Origin of the sequence: Embleya sp. NPDC005971, assembly GCF_040629175.1 — a bacterium.
Taxonomy (GTDB): Bacteria; Actinomycetota; Actinomycetes; order Streptomycetales; family Streptomycetaceae; genus Embleya.
Genome location: NZ_JBEXUX010000023.1, coordinates 20,674 through 38,315, shown reverse-complemented (window position 1 = coordinate 38,315; position 17,642 = coordinate 20,674). Strand labels below are relative to the sequence as shown.

Sequence of the window (17,642 nt, the reverse complement as noted above, 5' to 3'; positions counted from 1 at the left end):
CGACGGGCTGAAGGGGGTTCCTCCCCCGGGTTGCGGTCTGGTGGGGTGGGAATTCGGTTGTCCTCAAGTGCCGGACGGGCTGGAGGGGTTCGTTGCCCGGGCTGTGGTGGGGAGGGTGTGGGGGGTTGGCCGCGCACCCTCCCTGGGTCAGCCGAAGAGCCAGGTGGTGAGGCGGGTCCACCATGTGGTGGGTAGGGGGGCCGGCGGGGGTTGCGGTGGGGTGGTGGGGCGGGGTGGGCGTGGGGGGCGGGTCCATTCGGCGGGTGGTACCAGGGGAACCGGGGTGAACTCGACCGGTAGCGAGGTGAGATAGCGGGCCCAGGTGGCCGCGTGCCAGGCCGGGGGGCGGTCGGGGTGGGCCAGCCGGATATCGGGCAGTCGGCTGTTGAGCGTGTCGATCGCGGTGTCCGTGATGGCTCGACCGATGTCCTGTCCCGGACACAGGTGCGCGCCGCCGCTGAACGCCAGGTGGGCCCGGTTGTTGTGGACCGGCACGGTGAGGTCGGTACGGATCTGCGGGTCGACGTTGCCGGCCATCACGCCGAGTACGAGCAGGTCGCCCGCCTTGATCCGACGCCCGCCCAACTCGGTGTCCACCAGCGCCCAGCGACCCGGGATGACCCACAACGGCGGTTCGTCCCAGAGGACTTGCTCGACCGCGTCGGGCAGGCTCAACCGCGCGCCGGCCAACGAGGCGGCGAACCGGTCGTCGGTCAGGACCACCCGCATCGTGTTCGCCATCAGCGAGATGGTCAGCTCGTTCGCCGCGACCATCACCAGCCGCAGGTGGTGCAGGACTTCGTCGTCGGACAGCTTGTTCGGGTGTTCGAGCAGCCAGGACGGGAAGTCGGCGGCCGGCTCGACGCGCTTGCGGTCGGCCAGGTCGCGCAGCGTCTGGAGAATGAACTCGTTGCACTCCAGGGCGCGTTCGCTCTGCATCATCAGCTCGGCGCTGGCCTCGACCAGGCGCGGGCCCATCGCGTCGGGCAGACCGTAGAGCTGCGCGATGACCAGCATCGGCAACTGCTGCGCGTACTGGGCGACCAGGTCCGCGTGACCGTCGGCCGCGATCCGGTCGATCAGGTCGTGGGCGAGTCGCTGGACGTGCTTGCGGATGCCGCGTCGGTCGAACCGGTCCAGACTCTCGGTGACCACGGTGCGCAGCCGCTGGTGCTCGGCGCCGTCGGTGGACACGCAGTCCGGGCGATACTCCATGATCGGCAGGATGGTGGCGTCCGGCGGGATGCGACCCTCGCGCCAATCGCGCCAGTTGCGCGCGTCCCGGGAGAATCGGCTCGGCGTGCGCATGACCTCCAGGTTTTCCCGGTAGCCCAGGACCAGCCAGCCCGGGAAGTCGCCGTCGACCAGGATCGGTGCGACCGCTCCGTATTCGGCGCGCAACCTCTCGTACGCGGCGCCCGGGTCGGCGATGGTCTCCGGGCCGTACAACCTGGTGATGCCCTCGGTGGCCGTCGCGCCCGCGTGCGCGGGGCAGCCGGGCGGCGGAACGGGGGGAGGAGCGGTCATTGCATCTCCCGGTTCGTGGTGAGCGTGTAGAGGTATTGCATGAGGGCCAGCAGGACGTCCCGGCTCGAACCCCGACTGCGGGCGTCGCAGTCGACCATCGGTACGGACTCGTCCAGGTCGAGCGCGCCGCGTAGTTCGTCCATCGAGTAGACCGGCGACTCGGGGAACGTGTTGACCGCGACCACGAACGGCACGCCGCGGTCCTCCAGTCGGCCCAGCACGTCGAAGCACACCTCCAGGCGCCGGGTGTCGACCAGGACCACGGCACCGAGCGCGCCGTCGAACAGGCCGTTCCACAGGAACCAGAAGCGTTCCTGTCCGGGGGTGCCGAACAGGTAGAGCACCAGGCGCTCGTCGAGGCTGATCCGACCGAAGTCCATCGCCACGGTCGTGGTGGTCTTGTGCTCGATGCCCGCGAGGTCGTCGATGCCGACGCCCGCCTGGGTCATCGTCTCCTCGGTGGTGAGCGGTCGGATCTCGCTGACCGCACCGACCAGGGTGGTCTTGCCGACGCCGAAGCCGCCGACGATCACCACCTTGACCGCGGCGGCGGCCGTCGCGGGCAGCATGTCCTCGGGGCGCGGTCCGGCGAGGGTCTCAGAGCCTTTGTAGTCCATGCATCACCGCCTTGAGCAGATCGATGTCGGGCAACGACGCGGTCGGGATCGGGGCCCGCGCCTCGAGCTGATCCGTGTCGACCATGTCCAGGAGCACCAGGGTCAGCACGCTGGTCGGTAACCGCATGTGGGCGGAGATCTCCGCCATCGACAACGGCTGTTCGCACATCCGCAGGATCGCGGCGAGCTCGGGAGCCATCCCGCGCTCGGGTTCGTGCTTGGCGACGAACAGCGTGACGAGGTCCAACCGGTGCCGGTCCTCGGGGTTTTCCCCGACCATGTACAGCCGTTCGGGGTATGGATCGCGCCGGGAGCGCTGCGGCACGATCACGGAAAGGCCCCGTCGCGGCGTGGCGGACTGGTGAGGTGTTCGCCGATCCGGATCACCAGGTCGCGCATCCGATGGCCGAGCAGACCGGTGTCCACCTGACCGTCGGCCAGCACCGCGAGATACGCGCCGGCGCCGGCGGCCATCATGTAGAAGTAGCCGCCGTTGACTTCGATCACGACCAGGCGCATCCGGCCGTCCCCCTTGGGGAATTCGGACGCGATCGCCGCGGCGAGGCTCTGCAGGCCGGCGCACGCGGCGGCGAGCCGGTCGGCGGTGTCCGCCGCGGTGTTGTGCTGGGCCATCCGCAGGCCGTCCGCGGAGAGCAGCACGATGTAGCGCGTGAACGGCACGCTCTTCGCCAGATCGGCGAGCATCCAGTCCATGTTCGGTCGGTAGCCCGTCATCGATATCCCCCGTCGTCCCACGTATCGTCCCTGCTCTCGGATCGCCGTTCACCGGACGGAAGTTCGCCGTTGATGCCACTGAGGAAGGCGTCCAGGCCGAGTCCCGGCGGGGTGTCGTCGACGCTCGGCGTGGTGGGCTTGGGGCCGGTCGCGCGGTGCTCGCCGCGCGGTGCCGCGGCGCGGGGGACGGTGCCCAGGTTGCGTCGACGGCGTTGCGGCAGCCCGTTCGCGCCGAACTCGGTGACGACCGGCGTGTCGGTCATCATGTCGTGCAGGGACGGGAGTTCGTCCAGGTGTTGGAGGTGCTCGGGCATCGGGTACATCGGCGGCACGTTCGCGGTGATCTGGTTCTGCGGGATGACCACGACCGCGCGTACGCCGGAGTAGGCCGACGGGCGCAGCATCACCTTGAAGTTGTTGGCCTTCGCGAGGCGGCCGACCACGGTCAGGCCCAGTCGCGGCGTCTCGCCGAGGTCGCCCAGGTTGAGCGCGGCGCCGTCCAGGGACAGGATGCGCTCGGCCCGGCGGCGGGCCTCCTCGCTCAGGCCGACGCCGGCGTCCTCGATCTCGACCGCGATGCCGGTCTGCACCTCGGTGGTGCTCAGGTGCACGGTGGTCGAGGGCGGCGAGTATCGGGTGGCGTTGTCGAGCAGTTCGGCGATCGCGTGGATCAGCGGTTCGACGTGCTGCGAGATCACCGCGACCTCGACGACCGAGTGCAGCTTGACCCGGCGGTAGTCCAGGATGCGCGACATGGCGCCGCGCAACACGCTGTACATGCCGATGTCGGTTTCCCACTGGCGACCCGGGCGGGCGCCACCGAGCACGGCGATGCTGTCGGCCATCCGACCGATCAGCGCGTTGCCGTGGTCCAGGTGCAGGAGGTCGCGGAAGACGACCGGGTCGTCGCCGTGCCGGTCCTCCATGTCCCGCATGTCCTGGGCCTGTTGGTGAATGGTGGCCTGGACGCGGCGAGCGATGTTGACGAACGCGCGCTGGGCGGAATCGCGCAGGTCCTCCTCGGCGCTGACCGTGTCGATCACCGAGCGGATCACATTGCGGTGTGCGACCGCGAATTCGGTCGGGTCTTCCGGTTGCGGGGCGACCTTGCGCATCACCTCCGGTACCGGCTCGCCGGCCTGGAGGCGGCCGATCGCCTCGGGCAACATCTCCTCCGCCAGCCGGACCGTCTCCTGTTCCTGTGCGGCGAGTCGGCGGCGCAGCCCGACCTGTTGCTGCTGGAGTCGTACGTGCAGTTGCGCGATCGTGCGCCCGCGGCGGCCCGCCTCGGCGGCGCACACGGCGACGGCGACGGTCGCGATTCCACCGCACAAGGCCACCGCGGGGCGAGCCTGGGAGGAGACCGCGGCCACGGCCGCGACCGCGCACGCGGCGGTCACGAGGAAGGGGAGAACCCACGCGAGGGCCGGCCGTCGGCCTCCGGGGGACGATCCAGCGAGAACCATCGGCATCCTCGAAAAAGTCGGAACGAATCGTGCGGGTGTCCTGCGGACCACGCGGCGGGCCGATTGCGGCCGCCGGCGGGGGTGTTCGGGTGCTCCCGTGTAGGCGGGGCAGGGCCTCGTCGGGCAGGGGAAGCACCGTCGCGGGCGCCAGGCTACGCGGACGGGTGGGGCGGATCGGGCGTGTGGAGCACATGCCGCTCGAACGGGTGAATCAGCGAGGATTGGGACATCACTCGAACAGAACGCGATATTGGCGCGGTCCGGTGCGGGCGCGGTTTCGCGGGCGGCGGGGCGGGGCGCGGACGAGCAGGGCTTACCCGTACGGGCAGCCGGATGGGGCCGAGCCGGGACTGCGGGGACTTGGTGCGGCGGCGCGGGATGTTCGCCGGATCGGAGGCGACCGGGCCCACTGCCGCCGACCGGGCACGCATCCGGCCGTGTGTGTGGTGCACGTCCGCTGCGTCGCAGGGTGTGCGGCCGCGGGTCGCGAGGGCGCCGCTCGGGGTGGGTCCCTTGGCACCCGCCGAGCCGGCTCGTCCGCCGGGGCGAGTGTCGCGGTGGCCGATCGCCGTCCCGCGGGCCTGCCGGCACCGCGCGATGGGCGGGTTCGGCGGTGCCAACTCCGGCTTACGTCAAGCGGGTTCGGCGGTGGCAACTCCCGCTTTCGTCAAGCGGGTTCGGATAGGGGCCGGTTGTCGGGCCGCGTCGGGCCGCGTCCGAAGGGAGACGCCCCGGTCGGTGCGGGTGTGCCGGATGTCCCGGCGGTGGCGGCGATGGCCGCCGTGCCGACGGCGACGCCGGGGTTTTCGGGCGGCGGGCCGCCGCACCGCCTCGCAGCCGCTGCGGTGCCGCTGGGCTTGCCGCCCGCCCGCGGCTACTTCAGTGGGGCGGTGAGCCGACCGTGGTCCGTGCGCTTGAGGAGGCAGGTCAGGTCGCGGTCGTTCTCGTTGAGCCGGCTTCCCGCGGTGGGGCGCATGGTGAGCTTGGAGAGTTCGATGTCGCTGTTGCGCTGGGCGGCACCGGTGACCAGTTCGGTGCACTTCTTGGCGATGTCCTCCTGGAAGGTCATGCTCGTCGGCGACATGTTCGACGGCAGCGTGTACTCGCCGACCACCTCCGCGTCGTGCGGTGTGGTGCAGGCGACGATGTCGATGTTCTCGCCCTGCTCGTTGATGCAGTCACCCTTGTGCAGCTTGACCATCTTGACCCGGCCGCTGGTCTTGGTCGGGGTCCCGGACGGGGTGGCGCCGCCGCCGCCGGTGGCGGGCTTGCCGGTCGACGGATCGGTCTTCGCCGGCAGGGTCGGTGCCGGCGGCATGGTGATCATCGGGGGTTTGGTCCCGGTCGAGCTGCCCTTGTCGTCCTTCTTCTTGTCGTCGTCCTTGCCGAGGCAGCCGGTGAGCAGCGTCGAGGCGATCAGAACGGCGACTGCGGCGGCGGACGAGCGGGCGGACACGCCGGAGAACCGGGAAACGCGCATGGGAAATCGAAGCCTCTCGCTGGGAATGCCCCAGAGTCTTGCGGAGGCGTTCGTTCCGGTCTTCAGGGGGCTTCCCTTATCTCCGGCGTCCGCCGGGCAACCCCGAGGACCGGGGCGGGCTCACGCCTGGGGAGCGTTCTTGGTGCGTTGGTAGTGCCGGGCCACCCGGGCGCGGTTGCCGCAGCCGGCGGAGCACCATTCGCGGCGCGGGTTGTTCTTGACGAAGTGCAGCACGCACCCCGGGCCGTGACAGGGCCGCAGCTCGGCCCGGTCGGGACCGGTGACCAGGTCGATCGTGGCGTCCGCCAGCTCGGCCAGCACCGCGGCGATCGGCGCCGCCTCGGTGCGGGTGTCCGCCGTCGGCCAGGTCAGCTCGCGCCAGCGCGGCGCCGCGCGGGTGTACGCGTTGAGCCGGGTCGGCACGTCGGCGGCCGGCGCGGTGTCCGTCATCGCGGCCCGCAGCAGCGCGGCGACGCACTCGCGCAGGTCGAGTACCGCCGCCAGGTCCGCCGCGTCCACCGCGAGCAGCGCGGCCTCCGAGGGCGGGCCGGCCAGGCGCGGCGCGATGTCGCGCAGCCAGGCGGCCAGGTGTTCCGGTTCGGCCAAGCCCTCGTGCGGCACGCCCCGCACCGCGTAGCGGGTGTTGGCCAGCTCCACCGGCAGCGGCTCGCCGAGCAGGGGTGCGCCGCCGGTGCCGAGGTCCGCGATTCGTGTGCTCACCAAACTAATGCTACCGGGTCGCCTCACCCATGTGGATGGAGACGGTTCGGCGACCCGGGTTCGGGCTCGGGCCTCGGTTCGCCGGCCGGGGTCGCCTCTCGGTACACCTGGGGGCGAATGTCGCCCCGCGTGAGTGATGTGGCACACACGGTGTGGTGTGACGAGGCAGACATCGACGGCCGGTCGATGCTCGGAAGGGCGGAGGAGGGGTCACGATCGACGGAAACCGGCGGAGCTTTGCTCGTATTTGGTAGGGATTGTCGCCATCACTTCGTCGCTCCCGGCTGTGCCGGCGTTCACATCGCCCCGGGGTGAACCCGCCGGAGCGGGGTGGGGCCAGCCCTACCGAGAGAGGGAAGTGGGCCCCATGGGGAATGTGTTGCGCGATCCCTAGGTTTGATCCGACGGGCCGACAGGGCTCGCAGGGGGTCAAGGAGAGTCACGTGAACAACCGCAGCCGGGTCGCAGAGCAGAACACCACTCAGCCGTCGACGCCCGGCACGGTCGCCTCCTTCGCTCGCTTCGTGGTCTTCGGTGGCGGTACGGGGCTGGCCTCCAGCGCCGCGCTCGTCGCGCTCTCCGGACACCTGCCGATCCCGGTCGCCAACGCGATCGTCACCGTGGCCGGCACCATCCTGGCGACCGAACTGCACAGCCGGTTCGCCTTCCGGGCGGGCCGCGCCGACCTCAAGGCGCACTTCCAGGCAGGCGGTTCGGCGGCGGTCGCCTACCTGTTCACCACGGCGGCGATGCTCGGCCTGCACGCGGTCCAGGCCGCGCCGAGCATCATGGTCGAGCAGGGCACCTACCTCGTCGCCTCGGGCATCGCCGGACTGGCCCGGTTCGCCTTCCTGCGACTGGCGGTGTTCGCCCCCAAGTCGGCGGGCAAGGCCGGGTCGCCCACGACCGTCACGGCCACTCGCACCCGCGCGCTCGGTCGCGACGCGCTGGTCGCCGCGGCCTGACCGCCGCTCGATCCCGGGTCCGCCCCGCGCCTTCCGACCGAAGGTGTGGGGCGGACCCCTTTTCGCGTCGGCCCCGCCCTATTCCGTGGGCAGCCCCGACTCGCGCAGCCGACGGCGATGCGGCGGCAGCAGCAGTACCTCCAGGGCGTCGGCGCACGCCTGGGCCCGATCGCGGAACCACGGGATGCGCTCGTCGGTCATCACGGCGGGCGTGGACCGCACGGCCAGGGCGGCGTGCGCGTGGCCGGCCCGGTTCAGGATCGGCACCGCCAGGGTGCGCACCCCCGGCACCGATTCGCCGTCGTTGAGCGCGTAGCCGATCGCCCGGGCGGCCTGCAACTGGGCCTGTAGCGCGACCGGATCCACCACGGTGCGCGCGGTCTGCGGGGCGAGCGGCAACAGCGGCTCCAGCCCGCCGTCCGCCGGATCCGCCCAGGCCAGCAGCACCTTGCCCAATGCGGTCGAGTGCAGTGGGCGGCGCAGCCCGAGCCCCGTGCCGGGTTGTACCGAACTGCCGACCAGGACCAGCGCATGCCGGCCGCTGCGGATGGCCAGGTCGGAGGTCGCCGAGGTACGCCGGGACAACTGCTCCAACTCGGGTGCCGCGTGGTGCAGGCCGCGTTGGTGGTAGGCCAGCAGGCCCAGCTCGGCGACCACCGGGCCCAGTCGGTAGCGGCTGGTGCGGTCGTCCTGATCGAGGAAGCCCGCGCCGACCAGGGTGCGGGCCAGGCGATGGGCGGTGGACACCGACAGGCTCAGCCGACGGGCGATGTCCGAGGCGCTCAGATCGGTGCCGGTGGCCCGGAAACAGTGCAGGATGCCCAGCGCCCGTTGCACGGCCTGCGCCCCGGACGGTGCGGCGGTCGCGCGCGGTGCGTGCGCGGCCGGCGGGTCCGCGACGTTCGGCGCGTCTTCTTCCGGGTGCATCGTGTCCGGCGTGTCCACCGACATCCCCCAACTCGCCGTTCGACAGCAGGTTTTCACCATACGGCAAGCCGATGGACGACTGTGTGCCACGGATCGCGTCGGAGCGCATCCGGACATCCCACATCGTGGGAAGGTTTGATCGTACGGTGTGGATCGTGCCAGGATCCAGCCGATGCACCATTCGGTGCGCCGGCGCTCGACCGCGCCGGTGATCGACGAAATCGAGAGGGAGGCCCCGGTGTCCGCAGACGCGTTGTACACCGCGCCGCTCTCCACCGCCCGCGCGCTGCTCACCAGCCGCCGGCACATCGACCTCGCGCGCGTCGCCAGCGCCGGCTGTCGCTGAACCACCGCCGCACCGAAGCTGCGTACCCCCGCGCCCGACGATCGATGCGATCGCCGCTGATCGAACCGTCGGCGTCGGCATCTGCGCCGTCGTCTGCGCCTGTGCCTGCGCACCTGCTTGTCGCGGCGTCCGCGCAGCGTAGGTCGTCACCTCGCATGATCCGTTGCCCCCTGCCCGGACCGGTTCGGTCCCGGGTCGATCCGCGCCGTGCCCAGCCGGGCCGCGGACCCCCTCGCCGCCGCTACGAACGCGAACGGAAGTATCGCCATGACCGCCGTGACCGGCGCCCGTCCCGACGAACTGTGGTTCACCCGCTGTCCCGTCCCCACCGCCACCGGCATCGCGGCCGATCTGGGCCTGCTCGACGCCGAGTTCGCGGCCGAGGGCATCACCGTGCGTTCGCTCCAGGACGTCCCGGCCGAGGTGGCCGCCGACCACCACTACACGCACGCGCTGCCCGGACTCTTCCGCGAGGGCGGCAACGTGCCCGCGCTGTGGGCGCGTTCGCGGGGCGAGGCGACCCGGCTGGTCGGGCTGACCTGGATCGAGGAGAGCCAGGCGATCCTGGTCCGGGCGGACAGCGGCATCGCCGCCCCCGAGCAGTTGCGCGGTGTGCGGCTGGCTGTTCCCCGGCACGACATCGCGATCGACTTCTGGCGGGCGATGGCCCTGCACGGCTTCGCGGGAGCGCTCTCGCTCGCCGGTGCGAGCCTGGCCGACGCGCACCCGGTCGAGGTGCCCGCGGCGGCCGGAATCGGGCAGTGGGAAGCCGAGTTGGCCGCGCTCGGCCGCGGTGAGGTGGACGCCGTCTACGTCAAGGGCGCGCTCGCGGTCGAGGCCGCCGCGCGGCACGGCGCGGTGGTGGCGATCGACCTGGACGCGGCGATCGACCCCGCGGCCCGGATCAACAACGGCACGCCCCGGCCGATCACGGTGCACCAGGATCTGTTGGACCACCACCCGGGGTTGGTCATCCGGTTCCTCGCGGTGTTGGTCGAGGCCGCCGACTGGGCCCCCGGGCATCCCGCCGAGGTGGCCCGGATCCTGGGCGCCGAGACCGGCGCGGGCGCGCTCGGGGTGGCCGGCGCGTACCGCGAACTCGGCCCGGACACGCTGCGGATCGACCTGTCGCCGGAACGGCTGGACCTGCTCGCCCGGCAGGAACGCTTCCTGCACGCGCAGGGCTTCCTGGCCGCGCCGGTGGACGTGCACGCGTGGGCGGCCCCCGAGCCGCTGCGGCTGGCCCGCGAACTCGCCGACGCACGCCGCACACCGACCCGATCGTCCCCGCGTAACCCCGACTCGGCCGGGGCGCTCGGCCGGGCAACCACATCCGCATCGTCGCTCGACCCCGAACCGTTCCGCATATCCACGTTGGAGGCATCCCATGAGTAGCCGGTCCCCTCGTCGCACCCGTCTGCTGTCCGCCGTCGCGCTCGCGACCGCGACGCTGATCGGGCTGACCGGCTGCGGCTCCTCGTCGAAGGACGCCAAGGCGTCCACCGGCGGCGACGCCAAGGCGGGGGTGACGCTGCGGATTCCCGACCCCGGCAACAACGGTGTACTCGCGCTCGGCAAGAAGGACGGATCGCTGGACGCGGCGTTGGCCAAGGTCGGCGCCAAGGTCTCGTGGACCGGCAGCGCGGGCCCGTTCGCACCGGCCGCACAGGCCATCAACGCCGGCCAACTCGACGTCGCGCTCGGCTCGATCACCTCCGCCGTCGCCGCGCTCGGACAAAAGCCGAGCTTCAAGCTGTTCGGCGCCACCGCCCCCGACCTCGCCGGCGAGGGCATCCTGGTGAAGAGCGACTCGAAGGTCGACTCGATCCGGGACCTGGTCGGCAAGAAGGTGGCCTGCTCGCAGGGTGGGACCAGCGAATACCTGCTGCTGGCCGCGCTCGAACAGGCGGGCATCCCGGCGGACAAGGTCGAGCGGGTCTACCTGCGGGCCGACCAGACCGCACCGGTGTTCGCCGCCGGTCAGGTCGACGCGTGGGCCACCTGGGCCACCTACTCGGTGCCCGCGCTGGCCTCCGGCAACGCCCGCTTCCTTGCCGACGGCCGCGCGCTCGGCTCGGACAACTACTCGGTCTGGGCGGTGCGCAACGCGTTCGCGGACAAGCACCCCGAGGTGATCAAGGCCTTCTACGCCTACCTGCACGAGGCCGGCACCAAGGAGATCGCCGACCCGGCCGCGTACATCAACGTCTTCACCGACTCCGGGCCCACCGCGTACGGCGCCGAACCCAAGCGCGTCCAGGCCGACTTCACCAGGCAGGGCGCGACGGTCGAGCCGATCCGGCCCGCCGACGTGGAGCGCTTCGGCAAGGTCGCCAAGTTCTTCCTGGACCAGAAGGTCACCCCGAGCCTGGTCGACGTCAAGCCGCACCTGCTGGACGTGGCCACCCTCGCCGGAGCGACCGGATGACCGCGCCCACACAGGTCGCCGCCGAAGTCCGCACGCGCGAGTATCCCGGCCTGGTGACCCCGCGCCCGCGACTGCCGCGCCCGCGGCCGCGTTTCCTCAGCCCCGCGCTGCGCACCATCGGTCCGCTCGCGCTGATCGGCGGCTGGGCCTGGGCCTCGCACAGCGGCGCGCTCAGCCCCGACCTGCTCGGCTCGCCCGCCGACGTGCTGCGCGCCGCGCGCGAGATGTGGGACAACGGCCAACTCCCGGACGCACTCCGCGTGTCGCTGGGCCGCGCCGGCCTGGGCCTGGTCTTCGGGCTGACCATCGGGCTGGCCCTGGGCGTGCTCACCGGCTTCTCCCGACTCGGCGAGGAACTCCTCGACTCCTCCGTGCAGTTGCTGCGCACGGTGCCCTTCCTGGCCTTGGTCCCGCTGTTCATGGTGTGGTTCGGCATCGGTGAATCGGCCCGGGTGATCCTGATCGCGGTGGCCACCGCGTTCCCGATGTACGTCTCCGCCTCCGGCGGGGTGCGCAACGTGGATCGCAAGCTGGTCGAGGCGATGCGCAGCTTCGGCGTCGGCCGGATCGCCCTGGTGCGTGAGGTGGTCCTGCCCGGAGCACTGCCCGCACTGCTGTCCGGGTTGCGGCTGTCCATGACGCTGAGCGTGATCGCGCTGATCGCGGCCGAGGAGATCAACTCCACGGCGGGGATCGGCTATCTGATGAGCCAGGCGCAGAGCTTCTCGCGCACCGACATCCTCACCGTCTGCATCCTGGTCTACGCGATCCTGGGACTGTTCGCGGACATGATCGTACGCATCCTCGAACGGGTGCTGATGCCGTGGCGCGGCCAGGGTCACGGAGCGGGCCGATGAGCGCCGAGATCGCGGTACACATCCGGGGCCTGCGCCGGGAGTTCGGCCCCCGCGCCGTGCTGGACGGCGTCGATCTGGACATCGCGCGCGGCGAGTTCGTCGCGCTGCTCGGGGCCAGCGGTACCGGCAAGACCACGCTGCTGCGCATCCTGGGCGCGCTCGATCGCAGCGACGGCGGCACCGTCCTGGTCCCCGAGGCCCGCACCATCGTCTTCCAGGAACCGCGTCTGGTGCCCTCCAAGCGGGTGTTGGGCAACGTGGTGGTCGGCCTGCCGGGGGGTCGGGCGACCCGGGACACCGGGCTGCGCGCGCTGACCGAGGTCGGCCTGGAAGGGCATGCCCAAGCCTGGCCGGCGACCCTGTCCGGTGGCGAGGCACAGCGCGTCGCCCTCGCGCGGGCGTTGGTTCGCGAGCCGGAACTGCTGCTCCTGGACGAACCGTTCGCGGCACTGGACGCACTCACCCGGATGCGCATGCAGGACCTGGTCGGCGAGTTGTGCCGGGTACACCGGCCCGCCGTGCTGTTGGTCACGCACGACGTCGAGGAGGCGATCCGGCTGGCCGACCGGGTCGCGGTGTTGCGCGACGGACACCTGGTCACCGACGAGGTGGTCGCCGTCGATCGGCCGCGCGACCCCACCGATCCGGCGTTCGCGGCGCTGCGGCGACGACTGCTCGCCGATCTCGGGGTGCACACCGCTCCCGCTCCCGCCCCTGCCGCCGCGCCCATGGCCGCCTCCCTGTCCCTGTCCTCCTCCCCGTCTTCGACCGGAGTGATCTGAATGACCGTCACCATCGGTGTCCACGGCAGCAACCCGTCGCTGTACCTGCTCGCCCGCCTGGGCATCCTGGAACGTGCCCTGGAGCCGCTGGGCGAAAGTGTGACCTGGGTGCCCGTGGAGGGCACCCGAGTCGGCGAACTGCTCGGCGACGGCACCATCGACTTCGGCGGGACCGGCTCCACGCCGCCGATCGTCGGCCAGGCGCAGGGCCACGATCTCGTCTACGTCGCGGTGTCCGCACCCCGGCCCGAGCACGGCGCGCTGTTGGTCGCCGACGAGGGTCCGGTCCGGGGCCCGGCGGACCTCAAGGACGGCACGGTCGTGCTGAGCATCGGCTCGTGGCAGACCCACTTCGTGGCCAAGGCGCTGAACGACGTCGGTTTGTCCTACCGGGACGACATCACCCCGGTGCGCCCGGAGGCCGGCCGGGACCAGGCCGCGCGGCTGCGCGCCGGGGAGATCGCCGGCTGGGTCGCGCAGGGGCCGGAGTTGGTCGCGGCGCGGCGCGAGCCCGGGCTGCGGGTGTTGCTCCGCGTCGGCGAGGTGATCACCGACCGCTCGGTGTTCTTCGCGAGCCGGGCGTTCGCCGAGGAACGCACCGAGTTGCTCTCGATCGTGGTGGCCGCGCTGCGCCGGGCCGACGAGTGGGCGGCGACGCACCTCGACGAGGCGGCCGAACTGCACGCGGCCGAACTGCCGGGGACACGGGCGGACTGGGCCGAGGCGCTGGCCGCGCTGCCGTGGCAACTGGAGCCGGTGCCCGCCTCGTTCATCGCCGAGCAGCAGGAGGCGGCGGACATCTTCGCGGCCGGCGGCTTCATCGACCGGACGATCACCGTGGCCGCCGCGCAGGCCGCCGGCCCGGCGGCCCGGGTCGCCGAGGTGCTCGCACCGGCGCACGGGGGTGCCCGATGAGCGCCGAGGTGTTGTGGTACGTGATCCCGCGCGAGGGGCCGTATCCGTGGGAGCCCGCCGGGCGGCGTCCGGTCGATCTGGCCTATCTCCAGCAACTCGGCGGCGCGGTGGACCGGTTGGGCTTCAGCGGTGCACTGCTGGCGACCGACCTGTACGACGTGTGGTCGCTGGGCAGTGTGCTGGCCGCCGCCGCGCCGACGTTCCGGCCGCTGCTCGCGGTGCATCCGGGGCTGATCGCGCCGACGTTGCTGGCGAAGATGGCGCTGAGCTTCGAGGCGTTGTTCGGTGCGGGGCGGTTGCGCTTCAACGTGGTCAACGGTTCGACCGAGGGCCTTCGTGAGTACGGACTGCATCTGGACCACGACGAGCGGTACGAACTGAGTGCCGAATACTGGTCGATCGTCAAGCGGCTCACCTCCGGCGAGGTGTTCGACCACAAGGGCAGGTTCTACGACCTGCGGCAGGCCGGCGCGGGGCTTCGCGAGTTGCGGCGCGACGGCGGGCACGTTCCGCTGTGGTTCGGCGGCTCGTCCCCGGCCGGTATCGAGATGGCCGCCGAGCAGGTCGACGTCTATCTGACCTGGGGTGAACCGCCGCATCTGCTCAAGGAGAAGCTGGAGCGGGTGCGCGAACGCGCCGCCGCGCACGGACGGGAGCTGCGGGTCGGTCTGCGGCTGCACCTGATCGTGCGGGAGAGCGAGAACGAGGCGTGGGCGGCGGCCGATCGGCTGCTGGAGGTGACCAGCCATGCGACCTACGCCCGGCAATTGGGGCAGGCGGCGGACGCGGACGGGGTCGGGTGGGAGCGGCAGTTCCGCCAGCACGGGGGCCGGGTGCCGGCCCGGGCACGGGAGTTGGAGGTCTACCCGAACCTGTGGCCCGGGATGGGGCTGTTCCGGCCCGGGCCGGGCACGGCGGTGGTGGGCAGTACGGCGCAGGTGATCGAGCGCCTCCAGGAGTTCGAGGCGCTGGGCGTGGACACGTTCATCCTGTCCGGCAATCCGCTGTTGGAGGAGGCGTATCGGGTCGGCGAGACGGTGTTGCCGGCGCTGGGGGTGCGACCGCGGGTGGGGTGAGGTCGCGGTGCGCCGGCGCCGCCGATCCGGGGCGCGACGGGGCCCTTTTCGGGGCGGCCCGGTCGCGCCCGGGGGCTGGTTCGGTTCAGGCGGCCTTGTGGGCGCCGCCGTCCACGAGGTGGTCGGTGCCGGTCACGCTGCCGGCGAGCGGGGAGACCAGGTAGGCGACGGTGCTCGCCACCTCGGCGGGTTCGACGAAGCGGCCGGTGAGCACGCCGGTCGCGCCGGGGAGAGCGGCGAGCAACTGCTCGTGGGACAGGCCCATGGACGCGGCCAGTTGGGCGCCGTAGCCGTCCGGCGCCTCCCACATCGCGGTGCGCACCGCGCCGGGGGAGACCGTGTTGACCCGGACGCCCTGCGGGCCGAACTCCTCGGCGAGGGCCTTGCCGAACGCGGTCAGCGCGGCCTTGGTGCTCGTGTACGGCACCGGGCCGTGGTGCGGCGCCCGGGCGCCGAGCGAGGAGATGTTCACGATCGCGCCGCGCGCCTCGATCAGTGCGGGCAGGGTGGCGCGGGTGGTGCGCACGGCGGCCAGGAAGTTCAGTTCGAACGAGGCCAGCCATTGCTCGTCGGTGAAGCTCAGGAAGCCGCCGGTCTGATCGTTGTCGGCCGCGTCCCCGCCGCCGACGTTGTTGACCAGGACGTCGAGCCGGCCGAACTCGGCCGCGGCGCGTTCGGCGAGTCGGATCGGTCCGTCCGCACGGGCCAGGTCCACCACCATGGTGTGGGCGCCGGTCGCGGCCAGCTCCGGGGTGATGGTGCGGGCGGCGGCCAGGACCCGCACACCCTCGTCGCGAAGAGTGGTCACGATCGCCAGGCCGATGCCTCGGCTCGCACCGGTCACCAGGGCGGTCTTGTCGTTGAGGCGCAGGTCCATGAGGGCTCCCTCTGGTACAGGATTTTCGGGATATTCGGGATGTGGGGATCGCGGGCTTGGGCGTGACGAACCACGGGTGCCGCATGCGCTAAATGGCTCTTCGGTGACGCCATTAACTTAGAAGATGCGTCATCGATGATGCAAGTAGAGGTGGAACAGCGACTCTGACGTACAGTTCGGGGGTGACTTCCAAGGCAGGCGGGACCAGTGACCGGCCGCGACCGCTGCGAGCGGACGCCGAGCGCACCGTGCGGGCGATCCTGGAGGCGGCCGAACGGGTGCTCAGTGCCAACCCGGCGGCCACGATGGAGCAGATCGCGGAGGCCGCCGGCGTGGCCAGGACGACGGTGCACCGTCGCTTCGCGACCCGCGAGGCGTTGATCGTGGCGATGACCGGGTGGGCCACGCGGCAGTTCCACGACGCGGTGACCGCGGCCCGCCCGGACAACACGCCGCCCGCGGTCGCGCTGTACCAGGTGACCGCGAACGTGCTGCGGGTGAAGATCGCGTGGGGCTTCGCGATGAACGCGCTGCGCACCGACGACCCCGAGGTGGCGCACGTGCACACCGACGTGCTCGATCGCTGCGATCGGCTCTTCCGACGGGCGCGCGAGGACGGACTGCTGCGCCCGGACGTGGACCTGGACTGGACCCGACGCGTCTACTACGCGCTGATCCACGAGGCCGCGCAGGACGACCGGGGCCAGGACGCGGACGTGCTCGCGACCCGGATCGTGGACACCCTGCTGCACGGATTCGGCCCGTCGGACGGCCCGTCCGCGCGATGAGGTCGGGTCGGCCGACCGACGTGTACGGTGTGCCCGCCGGTCCCCGATCGAGAGGCTTGTCGTGACCCTGGCCGTGGCCCACCGAGGCGACCCCCGGCGCTTTCGGGAGAACACCCTGCCGTCGTTGGCCAGCGCGCTGAACCGGGGCGCGGATCTGGTCGAGATCGACCTGGAGGTCACCCGGGACGGGCATCTGGTGCTGCTGCACGACGCGACGCTGCGTCGGTTGTGGTGGCGCAACGCGCACGTACGCGAACTGACCCTGGCTCAGGTGCGCGAGATCGGCCGGCGCGGGAAGTATCGAGTGCCCAGCTTCGACGAGGCGTTGGAGCTGATCAAGGGCACCAGGGGCGGGTTGATGGTCGACTTCGGCGAGATCGAACTGGCCGAGCCCGCGGTCGAGGCGGTGGCCCGGCACGGGGTGAACGAACAGATCCTGTACGTCGGCGGGCCGGTGGCGATGGGTCGGGTGCGCGAGCACGCGGCGGACGCGCACATCGGGCTCAGCGGCGACTCGTTCGCCCGGGTGCCGGAGCCGGCGGTGTTGCGCGACCTGCGGCCGGAGTACATCAACCTGCGCTGGCGGGCGTACGACGCGGCCTCGGTCGCCCGCTGCCACGCGGACGGGTACGGGGTGAGCGCCTGGACGGTGGACTCGCCGCGGGTGATGCGCCGGTTGCTGGACATGGGGGTGGACATGATCATCAGCAATCGCATCGGTCGGCTGCTCGACGTGCTGGCGGAGCGGCAGGGCTGAGCGGCGGGGCGGCGGGGGAGCCGGCCGAGGGAGCGGGGCGGTGCGCCCGGGCGGCGGGTGGTCGCGGGCGGGTGGCTCGGGCACAGCGGTTACCGTGGCGGGGCAGCCCGGTCGTGCACTTTGGTCGGGTGCTCCGTGCCGACTTCGTACGCCGCCTTGACCCGAGGAAACGTGATGACCGAACCCACCCCGGAGCCCGCCCCGCCCGCCGCCCCCTCGGCGCCGGCGCGGCGGCCTCGGGAGACGCAGAAGCAGACCGAGAAGGGCATCCTGATCTGGCTCTGCTTCTTCCTGTTCGTCACGCACATCATCGGCGGCGTGTTCTGGCTCGCGTTCCACTACCTGGGCGAGTAGCGGCGGGCTGCGGCGGCAGTCGCGC

At 71.8% G+C, this 17,642-nt stretch carries 20 protein-coding genes; 11 read left to right on the top strand and 9 right to left on the bottom strand.

What is annotated here, in order from left to right; all coding sequences use genetic code 11:
• Nucleotides 1-147: 147 nt before the first annotated feature.
• The 7 genes from ABZ374_RS21290 to ABZ374_RS21260 all read right to left on the bottom strand — a co-directional run bounded on the left by ABZ374_RS21290 (nt 148) and on the right by ABZ374_RS21260 (nt 6,545).
• On the bottom strand, nt 148-1,527 hold the full coding sequence (locus ABZ374_RS21290) for a cytochrome P450 (protein WP_360313275.1): 1,380 nt from the start codon (nt 1,525-1,527) through the stop codon (nt 148-150).
• Nucleotides 1,524-2,144 carry an ATP/GTP-binding protein gene (locus ABZ374_RS21285; protein WP_360313273.1) on the bottom strand — a complete coding sequence of 207 codons (621 nt, stop codon included), beginning with the start codon at nt 2,142-2,144 and terminating at the stop codon, nt 1,524-1,526. The genes ABZ374_RS21290 and ABZ374_RS21285 overlap by 4 nt, the downstream gene beginning before the upstream one ends.
• Complete coding sequence (locus tag ABZ374_RS21280; RefSeq protein WP_360313271.1) at nt 2,125-2,475, bottom strand: DUF742 domain-containing protein; 351 nt, start codon at nt 2,473-2,475, stop codon at nt 2,125-2,127. Before ABZ374_RS21280 ends, ABZ374_RS21285 begins: the two co-directional genes overlap by 20 nt.
• Nucleotides 2,472-2,879 carry a roadblock/LC7 domain-containing protein gene (locus ABZ374_RS21275; RefSeq protein WP_360313269.1) on the bottom strand — a complete coding sequence of 136 codons (408 nt, stop codon included), beginning with the start codon at nt 2,877-2,879 and terminating at the stop codon, nt 2,472-2,474. Before ABZ374_RS21275 ends, ABZ374_RS21280 begins: the two co-directional genes overlap by 4 nt.
• Entirely contained in the window at nt 2,876-4,345 is a 1,470-nt protein-coding gene (locus ABZ374_RS21270) for an ATP-binding protein (RefSeq protein WP_360313267.1), read from the bottom strand. Before ABZ374_RS21270 ends, ABZ374_RS21275 begins: the two co-directional genes overlap by 4 nt.
• Nucleotides 4,346-5,219: 874 nt before the next feature.
• Nucleotides 5,220-5,825: a septum formation family protein gene (locus ABZ374_RS21265; protein WP_360313265.1), complete on the bottom strand. Its 606-nt coding sequence runs from the start codon at nt 5,823-5,825 to the stop codon at nt 5,220-5,222.
• A gap of 120 nt (nt 5,826-5,945) precedes the next feature.
• Nucleotides 5,946-6,545 (bottom strand): ABATE domain-containing protein, encoded by a 600-nt coding sequence (locus ABZ374_RS21260; protein WP_360313263.1) that lies wholly within the window; start codon nt 6,543-6,545, stop codon nt 5,946-5,948.
• A gap of 443 nt (nt 6,546-6,988) precedes the next feature.
• Here ABZ374_RS21260 and ABZ374_RS21255 point away from each other — a divergent pair, with 443 nt between their 5' ends.
• Nucleotides 6,989-7,510, top strand: coding sequence for a hypothetical protein (locus ABZ374_RS21255; RefSeq protein WP_360313261.1), 522 nt, complete (start codon nt 6,989-6,991; stop codon nt 7,508-7,510).
• A gap of 78 nt (nt 7,511-7,588) precedes the next feature.
• Here ABZ374_RS21255 and ABZ374_RS21250 read toward each other — a convergent pair whose 3' ends face one another.
• Nucleotides 7,589-8,461: an IclR family transcriptional regulator gene (locus ABZ374_RS21250; protein WP_360313259.1), complete on the bottom strand. Its 873-nt coding sequence runs from the start codon at nt 8,459-8,461 to the stop codon at nt 7,589-7,591.
• A gap of 148 nt (nt 8,462-8,609) precedes the next feature.
• Between ABZ374_RS21250 and ABZ374_RS21245 the strand changes: the two genes are divergently transcribed.
• The 7 genes from ABZ374_RS21245 to ABZ374_RS21215 all read left to right on the top strand — a co-directional run bounded on the left by ABZ374_RS21245 (nt 8,610) and on the right by ABZ374_RS21215 (nt 14,841).
• Entirely contained in the window at nt 8,610-8,783 is a 174-nt protein-coding gene (locus tag ABZ374_RS21245; protein ID WP_360313257.1) for a putative leader peptide, read from the top strand.
• Between the two features lie 267 nt (nt 8,784-9,050).
• On the top strand, nt 9,051-10,178 hold the full coding sequence (locus tag ABZ374_RS21240; RefSeq protein WP_360313255.1) for an ABC transporter substrate-binding protein: 1,128 nt from the start codon (nt 9,051-9,053) through the stop codon (nt 10,176-10,178).
• On the top strand, nt 10,171-11,211 hold the full coding sequence (locus ABZ374_RS21235; RefSeq protein ID WP_360313253.1) for an NrtA/SsuA/CpmA family ABC transporter substrate-binding protein: 1,041 nt from the start codon (nt 10,171-10,173) through the stop codon (nt 11,209-11,211). The genes ABZ374_RS21240 and ABZ374_RS21235 overlap by 8 nt, the downstream gene beginning before the upstream one ends.
• A complete protein-coding gene (locus tag ABZ374_RS21230; RefSeq protein ID WP_360313251.1) occupies nt 11,208-12,068 on the top strand; it encodes an ABC transporter permease in 861 nt (286 codons plus the stop codon). Before ABZ374_RS21235 ends, ABZ374_RS21230 begins: the two co-directional genes overlap by 4 nt.
• A complete protein-coding gene (locus ABZ374_RS21225) occupies nt 12,065-12,850 on the top strand; it encodes an ABC transporter ATP-binding protein (RefSeq protein WP_360313249.1) in 786 nt (261 codons plus the stop codon). Before ABZ374_RS21230 ends, ABZ374_RS21225 begins: the two co-directional genes overlap by 4 nt.
• Entirely contained in the window at nt 12,851-13,765 is a 915-nt protein-coding gene (locus ABZ374_RS21220) for an ABC transporter substrate-binding protein (protein ID WP_360313247.1), read from the top strand.
• Nucleotides 13,762-14,841: an LLM class flavin-dependent oxidoreductase gene (locus tag ABZ374_RS21215; RefSeq protein ID WP_360313245.1), complete on the top strand. Its 1,080-nt coding sequence runs from the start codon at nt 13,762-13,764 to the stop codon at nt 14,839-14,841. The genes ABZ374_RS21220 and ABZ374_RS21215 overlap by 4 nt, the downstream gene beginning before the upstream one ends.
• Before the next feature lie 85 nt (nt 14,842-14,926).
• Here the strand turns inward: ABZ374_RS21215 and ABZ374_RS21210 are convergent, their stop codons facing one another.
• Nucleotides 14,927-15,718, bottom strand: coding sequence for an SDR family oxidoreductase (locus ABZ374_RS21210; protein ID WP_360313243.1), 792 nt, complete (start codon nt 15,716-15,718; stop codon nt 14,927-14,929).
• 182 nt (nt 15,719-15,900) lie between these two features.
• Between ABZ374_RS21210 and ABZ374_RS21205 the strand changes: the two genes are divergently transcribed.
• From ABZ374_RS21205 to ABZ374_RS21195, 3 genes are all read left to right on the top strand, one after another.
• On the top strand, nt 15,901-16,506 hold the full coding sequence (locus ABZ374_RS21205) for a helix-turn-helix domain-containing protein (protein WP_360313241.1): 606 nt from the start codon (nt 15,901-15,903) through the stop codon (nt 16,504-16,506).
• A gap of 61 nt (nt 16,507-16,567) precedes the next feature.
• Complete coding sequence (locus ABZ374_RS21200; RefSeq protein WP_360313239.1) at nt 16,568-17,263, top strand: glycerophosphodiester phosphodiesterase; 696 nt, start codon at nt 16,568-16,570, stop codon at nt 17,261-17,263.
• 174 nt (nt 17,264-17,437) lie between these two features.
• Nucleotides 17,438-17,617, top strand: coding sequence for a hypothetical protein (locus tag ABZ374_RS21195; RefSeq protein WP_360313237.1), 180 nt, complete (start codon nt 17,438-17,440; stop codon nt 17,615-17,617).
• Nucleotides 17,618-17,642 lie beyond the last annotated feature (25 nt).

Bases quoted from the DNA above. Each gene is read 5' to 3' on its own strand.
- ABZ374_RS21285 (WP_360313273.1), bottom strand. From the start codon at position 2,144: ATGGACTACAAAGGCTCTGAGACCCTCGCCGGACCGCGCCCCGAGGAC.
- ABZ374_RS21215 (WP_360313245.1), top strand. From the start codon at position 13,762: ATGAGCGCCGAGGTGTTGTGGTACGTGATCCCGCGCGAGGGGCCGTAT.
- ABZ374_RS21235 (WP_360313253.1), top strand. From the start codon at position 10,171: ATGAGTAGCCGGTCCCCTCGTCGCACCCGTCTGCTGTCCGCCGTCGCG.
- ABZ374_RS21210 (WP_360313243.1), bottom strand. From the start codon at position 15,718: ATGGACCTGCGCCTCAACGACAAGACCGCCCTGGTGACCGGTGCGAGC.
- ABZ374_RS21275 (WP_360313269.1), bottom strand. From the start codon at position 2,879: ATGACGGGCTACCGACCGAACATGGACTGGATGCTCGCCGATCTGGCG.
- ABZ374_RS21220 (WP_360313247.1), top strand. From the start codon at position 12,851: ATGACCGTCACCATCGGTGTCCACGGCAGCAACCCGTCGCTGTACCTG.
- ABZ374_RS21245 (WP_360313257.1), top strand. From the start codon at position 8,610: ATGCACCATTCGGTGCGCCGGCGCTCGACCGCGCCGGTGATCGACGAA.
- ABZ374_RS21270 (WP_360313267.1), bottom strand. From the start codon at position 4,345: ATGGTTCTCGCTGGATCGTCCCCCGGAGGCCGACGGCCGGCCCTCGCG.
- ABZ374_RS21250 (WP_360313259.1), bottom strand. From the start codon at position 8,461: ATGTCGGTGGACACGCCGGACACGATGCACCCGGAAGAAGACGCGCCG.
- ABZ374_RS21195 (WP_360313237.1), top strand. From the start codon at position 17,438: ATGACCGAACCCACCCCGGAGCCCGCCCCGCCCGCCGCCCCCTCGGCG.
- ABZ374_RS21230 (WP_360313251.1), top strand. From the start codon at position 11,208: ATGACCGCGCCCACACAGGTCGCCGCCGAAGTCCGCACGCGCGAGTAT.
- ABZ374_RS21240 (WP_360313255.1), top strand. From the start codon at position 9,051: ATGACCGCCGTGACCGGCGCCCGTCCCGACGAACTGTGGTTCACCCGC.
- ABZ374_RS21225 (WP_360313249.1), top strand. From the start codon at position 12,065: ATGAGCGCCGAGATCGCGGTACACATCCGGGGCCTGCGCCGGGAGTTC.
- ABZ374_RS21265 (WP_360313265.1), bottom strand. From the start codon at position 5,825: ATGCGCGTTTCCCGGTTCTCCGGCGTGTCCGCCCGCTCGTCCGCCGCC.
- ABZ374_RS21290 (WP_360313275.1), bottom strand. From the start codon at position 1,527: ATGACCGCTCCTCCCCCCGTTCCGCCGCCCGGCTGCCCCGCGCACGCG.